The organism is Streptomyces sp. NPDC055078, assembly GCF_053607985.1.
On record NZ_JBSGUP010000383.1, the window covers coordinates 1 to 7870 of the forward strand.

A 7870-nucleotide genomic window follows, 5' to 3' on the forward strand; every position below is an offset into this window, starting at 1 on the left:
CCCGGCACCAAAGCGCACGAGCCTAGCCCCGCCGAGTGGTCCCGCGCGACGCATTTATGAGGGTCATTCACCAGCCGGGATCCAGGGGATATTCCCCGGAAAAGTGCACTATGGGCCTATGAGCGAGGAGCCGCAGGGACAGGGCTGGAGCCCCCGGGACGCCACCGCGTCCGCGCCGGGCGGGGATCCCGGCGCCAGGGGCGGGCGGCCCCGGCGGGCCGGATGGCGCAGGCTCGTTCCCACCTGGCGGATGGTACTGGGCGCGGTCCTGCTCGCCGCGCTGCTGCTGGTCGGCGGGTTCGTGGCCGGATACGCGCTCGTCGACATCCCGCCCGCCAATGCCACCGCCGTCGCCCAGTCCAATGTCTACCTCTACGAGGACGGCTCCCAGATCGCCCGCGACGGCGAGGTCAACCGGCAGAACGTCTCGCTCTCCCAGATCCCGCTGACCGTACAGCACGCTGTCCTGGCCGCCGAGGACCGCGACTTCTACTCGGAGCGCGCCGTCGACCCCCAGGCGATGGTCCGCGCCGCCTGGAACACCCTCACCGGCAAGGGCAGGCAATCCGGCTCCACCATCACCCAGCAGTACGTCAAGAACTACTACCTCGGCCAGGAGCAGACCATCTCCCGGAAGTGGAAGGAGTTCTTCATCGCGATCAAGCTGAGCCGTGAGCAGTCCAAGAGCGAGATCCTGGAGGGCTATCTCAACACCAGCTACTTCGGGCGCAACGCCTACGGCATCCAGGCGGCGGCCCAGGCGTACTACGGCCGGGACATCGAGGACATCGACACCGCGAGAGGCGCGTATCTCGCCTCGCTCCTCAACGCCCCCAGCGCCTTCGACGTCACCACCCACCCCGAGAACGAGGACGCGGCCCTCCGCCGCTGGAACTACACCCTCGACGGCATGGTGAAGAAGGACTGGCTGAGCCCGGCGGAACGGGCCACGACGACGTTCTCCGTACCGCAGCGCGCCAAGCCCGCGCAGGGGCTCTCCGGGCAGCGCGGCTATATCGTCCAGGCCGTGGAGGACCATCTGACGGGCAGTGGGATCCTCGACGAGAACACCCTGGCCGCCGGCGGCTACCGGATCACCACCACCCTGGAGCGCGCCAAGCAGAAGGCGTTCGCCGAGGCCGTGGACGACCAGGTGATGTCCCAGCTGGACGAGGGCCGCAAGGCCGACCGCAACGTCCGGGTCGGCGGCGCGTCGATCGACCCGGCCACCGGGCGGGTCGTCGCCCTGTACGGCGGTGTCGACTACACCCGGCAGTACGTCAACAACGCCACCCGCCGCGACTACCAGGTCGGCTCCACCTTCAAACCGTTCGTCTTCGCCTCCGCCGTCGAGAACGGCTCCCGCACCCAGGACGGCCGGACCATCACTCCCGAGACCGTCTACGACGGAACCGACCGACGTCCCGTCGAGGGCTGGCCCGGGAAGCCGTACGCCCCCGAGAACGAGGACGGGATCTCGTACGGCCCGATCAGCGTCACCGAGGCCACCGACCGGTCCGTGAACGCGGTCTACGCGCAGCTGGCCGTCGACGTCGGGCCCGCCCGGGTCCGCAGGACCGCCGTCGAACTGGGGCTGCCCGCGAACACCCCCGACATGAAAGCCTCGCCCTCCATCGCCCTGGGCACGGCGACCGCCGGCGTCCTCGACATGGCGGAGGCGTACGCCACCCTCGCGAACCACGGCCGCCACGGCAGATACACCCTGGTCGCGAAGGTCACCAAGGACGGCGCGAGCGTCCCGCTTCCGCCGCGGAACGACCGGCAGGCCGTCAGCAGGGAGGCCGCCGACACGACCACCGCGATCCTGCAGAGCGTCGTCGAATCCGGCACCGGCACGGCGGCGCAGTCGGCGGGCCGTCCCGCCGCCGGCAAGACCGGGACCGCCGAGGAGGACAAGGCCGCGTGGTTCGCGGGCTACACCCCCGAGCTGGCGACCGTGGTCGCCGTGATGGGCCAGGACCCGGACACCGGCGCCCAGAAACCGCTGTACGGGGCGCTCGGGCTGCCCCGCGTCAACGGGGGCGGGGCGCCCGCGCGGATCTGGGGGCAGTTCACGGGCGCGGCGCTGGAGGGCACCGAGATCGTGGAGTTCGATCTGGAACTTGAGCCCGGGGCGCCGGACGAGGAGCCCGAGCCGGAGCCGGACGGCGACACCCCGGCCGGGACCCCCGGTCAGTCCCCGGCGGAGAGCGGGACCCCGGGGCCCGGCACCGACTCCGCGTCCCCGGGCGCGTCGCCCGGCGCCACCTCCCCGGGCGAGTCACCCGCGCAGAGCCCGCGCCCGTCGGTGGGCGGTCCGGACACCGGCGCCGCGCCGACCGGCCCGACGGACCCGGTGAGCGACCCCATTACGGGGGACGCCGTCCGGGGGGACCCGGACCCGGACCTGCCAGGGGGCGGGGGACCCGGATACGGCCGTCCCGGCGAGGGTCATCGCGGGGACAGTCGTCCCGGAGACGGCGGCGTTGGCGGTGACAGTGGCGGTGGAGGCGGTCCCGGGAACGGACGCGCTGGTTCTGGCGGCGGTCCGGGTGGCGGTCCGGGCGTGCCGATGCAGCCCGGCGGCGGGCGGCATTGAGGCCCCGGGGGCCGGGAGGCGCGGGCGATGAGCCTCGCGGAGGCTCGGGCGGGGCGGTACGGGCCACAGACGGAGGCGGTACGGGCCACGACCCGGCCGTACGGCTACAGATACAGGCCCGTGGAATCCTCGGAACCCTGGAAGCGGTCGGCGGCCACCGCGTGCAGATCGCGCTCCCGCATCAGCACGTAGGCCACCCCCCGCACCTCGACCTCGGCCCGGTCCTCCGGGTCGTACAGCACCCGGTCCCCCGGCTCAACGGTCCGTACGTTCTGGCCCACGGCGACCACCTCGGCCCAGGCGAGCCGGCGGCCGACCGCGGCCGTGGCGGGGATGACGATGCCGCCGCTGGAACGCCGCTCGCCCTCCGGGATATCGGTCCTCACCAGCACACGGTCGTGCAGCATCCGGATCGGGAGCTTGTCGTGCGAGGTGTTCTGGTCATGACTGTTGGCGCTCACGCGACGAACCTACCTGCCCCGGCGCGATGCGTACGCCCGCGGGTCACGCCTTGCGCTTACGGGCAGAGACGGCCAGCAGCCCCACCAGGCCCACGACCACCACCGCGACCGGAACGACCCGCTCCAGCCGGGGTGCGCCATCGGCCGAGACAAACTTCGACCGTACGTCCGAGACGGTACGGTTCACGACGGCGAACGCCCGCCCCGCGGTCCGGTCCACCGTCGCCGCCGCCTTCGCCTTCGCATCGCCGATGACCGTCCTGGGGTGCACCCGCACCCCGATCTCGTCCAGCGTCTCGGCCAGCTGGTCGCGCCTGCGGACGATGTCCGCCTCGATCTGCGCAGGGGTCCTCGCGTCCGACACCGCGCTGCCTCCGTGGTCGTTTCCGGTAGTGATCCGCCAACAGTCTGTCAGCTCTGCCGCGCCCGCACCCCCCGGCACCCCCATTACGCTCGTCGGCGTACACCCGCACGGCACCCGTACGGCTCGTGCGCGGCATGTCCACTTGCTGTCCACTTGTCCACGGCTTGCAGAGGAGAACCATGAGCGAGCGACTCCAGCCCGGCGACACCGCCCCCGACTTCACCCTTCCCGACGCCGACGGCAACGAGGTGTCGCTCGCGTCCCACAAGGGCCGCAAGGTCATCGTCTACTTCTACCCCGCCGCCCTCACCCCCGGCTGCACCAAGCAGGCGTGCGACTTCACCGACAACCTCTCCCTCCTCGCCGAAGCGGGCTACGACGTCATCGGCGTCTCCCCCGACAAGCCGGAGAAGCTGGCGAAGTTCCGCGAGAAGGAGAACCTTAAGGTCACGCTGGTCGGCGACCCGTCGAAGGCCGTCCTGGAGGCGTACGGCGCGTACGGGGAGAAGAAGCTGTACGGGAAGACCGTGACGGGTGTCATCCGCTCGACGGTGGTGGTGGACGAGGCGGGGAAGGTCGAGCGAGCGCTGTACAACGTGAAGGCGACCGGGCACGTTGCGAAGATCATCAAGGACCTGGGGATCTGATCCTTCGGGGACCATGTTGCCGTGGAATGGCCTGCCTCACTTTCCGGGTGAAAGTGGGGCAGGCCATTCCGCATTTCGGACGTGACTGTCCGGATGGTGGTTCGTTAGTCCGTTCGGGTCGTGGATACGCGGCCGGGACGGAGAGATCATGGGTACGAGCCCGTACACCCGGGAACGCCTCGCGGAGGCGGCCGGTTCATCACGGACCTTGTCCGAGGCGCTGGTCAAGCTCGGCGCAGACCCGAAGAGCGGGTCACGGCGGTACATAGCCGAACGCATGAGGAAGCTCGGGATAGACACCGGGCACTTCGAGCGCGAAGGGGTTCGCTGGACGAGGGAAGTCCTCGAACCGGTGGTGGCAGCCTCGACGAGCGTCTGCGAGGTGCTCCGGCGACTGGGCATCGAGGTGGTCGGAGGGCAGCACACGCACATCAGTCGGCGGATCAAGGCGTACGGGATCGACACCTCGCACTTCAGGCCGCCCAACCGCAGCGGTGAGAAGCAGCGACGGACACCGGAAGCAGTCCTCGTCGCACCGTCACCGGACCGGACCAGGCGAATACCCGGCGAGCGGCTCAAGCGGGCACTGACCGCAGTGGGCGTCGCCGAACGGTGTGCCATCTGCGGCACCGGTCCCGTGTGGCGTGACCGTCCTCTTCCCCTTGAGGTCGACCACATTGATGGGGACTGGCGCGACAACCGCATCGAGAATCTTCGATTCCTCTGCCCCAACTGCCATTCGACCACGGACAACTACCGGGGCCGGGGCAAGGGCCGGAAAGCGACAGCGCCCTGGCGGGCCCAGGTCGGAGCGGGCTCCTGATGGACTCGGTCCCGCGCTACACACGCGAGCGGCTGACCCTGGCCGCGCAGAAGTGCAAGGACATCGACGAGGTCATCGCCTTCTTCGGCACCCTGCCCTACGGGCACCTGCGCCGATATCTGTTCAAGCGTTTCGAGCACTACGCCATCGATGTCTCCCACTTCCGCCGACGAAGGTATCGAGAAGTGGGCCCACGGCCCGCCAGCGCCGGACTGCGCGAAGCCGTAGTCGCATCGGTCTCCCTCGCCGAAGCGCTCCGTCGGCTCGGCCGCCCCGACACCACGAGTCAGCGTGCCGCACTGCGACAGTGGACCAAGGAAGAAGGCATCTCCACCGATCACTTTCTGGGACAGGGGCACCAGCGCGGTAAATCGCCGACCACCTCGAAGAAGAAGGCCGCAGAGATGCTGAGAAAGCACGACGGCACACGCAGAACGAGGACGCTCCTTCTGCGTCGGGCGCTACAGGAGATCGGAGTCCCCGAGCATTGCGACGAGTGTGGAACCGGGCCGTTGTGGCAAGGCGGGTCCATGACCCTTGAGGTCGACCACATCAACGGCGACTGGAGCGACAACGTACCGCAGAACCTTCGGCTGCTCTGCCCCAACTGTCATGCGATCACCAACACCTGGTGCAGAGGAGGCAAACGCCGAACCTAGCGCAAACCTCCCCCGCGCCAGCGCCGACCGTCTGCCCGCTACCATGGCCAGACGGTCGGCGGCCGTGTTGTAACTGGCAGCCAAGCGGCGCTTAGAACGCCGTGGGAGAAATCCCGTGTGGGTTCGAGTCCCACCGGCCGCACCATGCGAAGGGCCACTGCGACGAGTGGCCCTTTCGCTGTTCCGGAGCCTCACCCAAGCAGCTCCCGCACCACCGGCACCAGTGCCCGGAACGCCTTCCCCCGGTGGCTGATCGCGTTCTTCTCGTCGGGGCTCAGCTCAGCGGCGGTGCGGGTCTCGCCGTCCGGCTGGAGGATGGGGTCGTAGCCGAAGCCGTTGGTGCCGGCGGGGGCGTGGCGGAGGGTGCCGGGCATGCGGCCCTCGACCACGCGGTCGGTGCCGTCGGGGAGGGCGAGGGCGGCGGCGCACGCGAAGTGGGCGGCGCGGTGTTCGGGGGCGATGTCGGAGAGCTGGGCCAGCAGCAGGTTGAGGTTGGCGGTGTCGTCGCCGTGGGTGCCGGCCCAGCGCGCGGAGAAGATGCCGGGGGCGCCGCCGAGGACGTCGACGCAGAGGCCGGAGTCGTCGGCGACGGCGGGCAGGCCGGTGGCCCTGGCGAGCGCGTGTGCTTTGAGCAGGGCGTTCTCGGCGAAGGTGACGCCGGTTTCCTTGACGTCGGGGATATCGGGGTAGGCATCCGCGCCGACGAGTTCGTGTGGCAGGCCCGCGTCGGCGAGGATGGACCTGAGTTCGGTGATCTTCCCGGCGTTGCGGGTGGCGAGGATGAGACGGGTCATGGCCCGATTATCCGTGGGCCCGTCCGTGGACCCGTCCGTGGGTTGCCCGGGGGCTGTACGGGGGCTGTACGGGGGCCGGTGCGCGCCTCCCGCCGGGTGGCGGGTGGCGCTTCCGCCGGGGTGACGCTTCCGCCGGGCGCCGAGGTACGCCGGGTGCGGAGGTACCGGCAGCGGCGCCGGGGACCCGGGCCAGGGAAGGCGGCCCGGGTCCGGGGGCGTCAGCCCGGGGTGCAGACCTTGCCGACTTCCTTGGCCGCGTCGGTGACCGGCGTGATGTCGGGGGTCGCGTCGCCGCCCTCGACCGCCTTGCGGACGTTGCCGACACCCGCGTTGAGGTCGTCCACGGCCTTGTTCAGGTCGGCGTTGTCGGTCTTGTCGCCGAGGCTCTTCAGTTCCTTGTCGATGTCGTCCAGGGCTTCACGTGCCTGGGTGGGGTCCTCGGCGGCGGTGGAGACCGCGGTGGTGAGTTTGTCGACGCTGGTGGCGATGGCGTCGGCCGTCTCGACGCAGTCGAGTGCCTTGTCGATGGCGCTGCACCCGACGGTGATGGGCACGAGCAGAGCGGCGCTGGCGAGCGTGAGTGCGATGCGGCGGCGCGCAGGCATGAGACTGTCCCTCCCGGATACGGCCGGGCGCCCGGTTCGGCCCGTGCGCCCGGAGTTCTTACGACGCCGAGTGGGGCGTCACCGGTTGCCCGGCTATGAGTTGGGCGCGGCGGGTTCGGTGAGTTCGGGGGGGCCGGTGCGGGCGAGCGCGTCGCGCTGGAGGGCGGCGAGGTCGGCGCAGCCTCCGGTGGCGAGGTCGAGGAGGGCGTTGAGTTCCTTGCGGTCGAAGGGCTCGGCCTCGGCGGTGCCCTGGACCTCGACGAAGCGGCCGTCGCCGGTGCAGACGACGTTCATATCGGTCTCGGCGCGTACGTCCTCCTCGTAGCAGAGGTCGAGGAGGGGGGTGCCGTCGACGATGCCGACGGAGACGGCGGCGACGGTCCCGGTGAGCGGTCGGCGCCCGGCCCTGATGAGCTTCTTGGTCTGGGCCCAGGCGACGGCGTCGGCGAGGGCTACGTAGGCTCCGGTGATGGCGGCGGTGCGGGTGCCGCCATCGGCCTGGAGGACGTCGCAGTCGAGGACGATGGTGGTCTCGCCGAGTGCCTTGTAGTCGATGACGGCGCGCAGTGAGCGGCCGATGAGCCGGCTGATCTCATGCGTACGGCCGCCGATCTTCCCGCGTACGGACTCCCGGTCGCCGCGTGTGTTGGTGGCGCGCGGCAGCATCGAGTACTCGGCGGTGACCCAGCCTTCGCCACTGCCCTTGCGCCAGCGCGGTACGCCCTCGGTGACCGAGGCGGTGCAGAAGACCTTGGTGTCGCCGAAGGAGATGAGGACGGAGCCCTCGGCGTGCTTGCTCCATCCGCGTTCGATGGTGACCGGGCGGAGCTGTTCGGGGGTGCGGCCGTCGATTCGAGACATGGCCCTGAGCCTATCGGCTGTGCGGGAGGGCCCCGTTCCGTCTGGAACGGGGCCCTC

Annotated in this window: 9 protein-coding genes and 1 tRNA gene; 5 read left to right on the plus strand and 5 right to left on the minus strand. The window is 70.4% G+C overall.

Annotation, left to right across the window (positions count from 1 at the left end):
* Positions 1–118 precede the first annotated feature (118 nt).
* Complete coding sequence (locus ACWF94_RS26725; protein WP_453493580.1) at positions 119–2599, plus strand: transglycosylase domain-containing protein; 2481 nt, start codon at positions 119–121, stop codon at positions 2597–2599.
* A gap of 104 nt (positions 2600–2703) precedes the next feature.
* Here the strand turns inward: ACWF94_RS26725 and ACWF94_RS26730 are convergent, their stop codons facing one another.
* Positions 2704–3006 carry a GroES family chaperonin gene (locus ACWF94_RS26730; RefSeq protein ID WP_218184061.1) on the minus strand — a complete coding sequence of 101 codons (303 nt, stop codon included), beginning with the start codon at positions 3004–3006 and terminating at the stop codon, positions 2704–2706.
* 97 nt (positions 3007–3103) lie between these two features.
* Positions 3104–3424, minus strand: a complete 321-nt coding sequence (locus ACWF94_RS26735) for a DUF3618 domain-containing protein (protein ID WP_453493582.1) — start codon at positions 3422–3424, stop codon at positions 3104–3106.
* A gap of 179 nt (positions 3425–3603) precedes the next feature.
* Here ACWF94_RS26735 and bcp point away from each other — a divergent pair, with 179 nt between their 5' ends.
* The 4 genes from bcp to ACWF94_RS26755 all read left to right on the plus strand — a co-directional run bounded on the left by bcp (position 3604) and on the right by ACWF94_RS26755 (position 5698).
* A complete protein-coding gene (gene bcp, locus ACWF94_RS26740; RefSeq protein WP_453493585.1) occupies positions 3604–4071 on the plus strand; it encodes a thioredoxin-dependent thiol peroxidase in 468 nt (155 codons plus the stop codon).
* 148 nt (positions 4072–4219) lie between these two features.
* Complete coding sequence (locus tag ACWF94_RS26745) at positions 4220–4894, plus strand: HNH endonuclease signature motif containing protein (RefSeq protein ID WP_453493588.1); 675 nt, start codon at positions 4220–4222, stop codon at positions 4892–4894.
* Complete coding sequence (locus ACWF94_RS26750; protein ID WP_453493591.1) at positions 4894–5553, plus strand: HNH endonuclease; 660 nt, start codon at positions 4894–4896, stop codon at positions 5551–5553. The genes ACWF94_RS26745 and ACWF94_RS26750 overlap by 1 nt, the downstream gene beginning before the upstream one ends.
* Before the next feature lie 58 nt (positions 5554–5611).
* Positions 5612–5698: transfer RNA gene (locus tag ACWF94_RS26755), tRNA-Leu, on the plus strand.
* 46 nt (positions 5699–5744) lie between these two features.
* Here ACWF94_RS26755 and rdgB read toward each other — a convergent pair.
* From rdgB to rph, 3 genes are all read right to left on the minus strand, one after another.
* A complete protein-coding gene (gene rdgB / locus ACWF94_RS26760; RefSeq protein WP_453493593.1) occupies positions 5745–6347 on the minus strand; it encodes an RdgB/HAM1 family non-canonical purine NTP pyrophosphatase in 603 nt (200 codons plus the stop codon).
* A 218-nt stretch (positions 6348–6565) separates the two neighbouring features.
* Positions 6566–6952 (minus strand): hypothetical protein, encoded by a 387-nt coding sequence (locus tag ACWF94_RS26765; protein ID WP_453493596.1) that lies wholly within the window; start codon positions 6950–6952, stop codon positions 6566–6568.
* 93 nt (positions 6953–7045) lie between these two features.
* On the minus strand, positions 7046–7813 hold the full coding sequence (rph, locus tag ACWF94_RS26770) for a ribonuclease PH (protein WP_453493599.1): 768 nt from the start codon (positions 7811–7813) through the stop codon (positions 7046–7048).
* Positions 7814–7870 lie beyond the last annotated feature (57 nt).

Coding starts and splice junctions, on each gene's coding strand:
- ACWF94_RS26765 (WP_453493596.1), bottom strand. CDS start 6,952: ATGCCTGCGCGCCGCCGCATCGCACTCACGCTCGCCAGCGCCGCTCTG.
- rdgB (WP_453493593.1), bottom strand. CDS start 6,347: ATGACCCGTCTCATCCTCGCCACCCGCAACGCCGGGAAGATCACCGAA.
- bcp (WP_453493585.1), top strand. CDS start 3,604: ATGAGCGAGCGACTCCAGCCCGGCGACACCGCCCCCGACTTCACCCTT.
- ACWF94_RS26730 (WP_218184061.1), bottom strand. CDS start 3,006: ATGCTGCACGACCGTGTGCTGGTGAGGACCGATATCCCGGAGGGCGAG.
- ACWF94_RS26750 (WP_453493591.1), top strand. CDS start 4,894: ATGGACTCGGTCCCGCGCTACACACGCGAGCGGCTGACCCTGGCCGCG.
- ACWF94_RS26725 (WP_453493580.1), top strand. CDS start 119: ATGAGCGAGGAGCCGCAGGGACAGGGCTGGAGCCCCCGGGACGCCACC.
- ACWF94_RS26745 (WP_453493588.1), top strand. CDS start 4,220: ATGGGTACGAGCCCGTACACCCGGGAACGCCTCGCGGAGGCGGCCGGT.
- rph (WP_453493599.1), bottom strand. CDS start 7,813: ATGTCTCGAATCGACGGCCGCACCCCCGAACAGCTCCGCCCGGTCACC.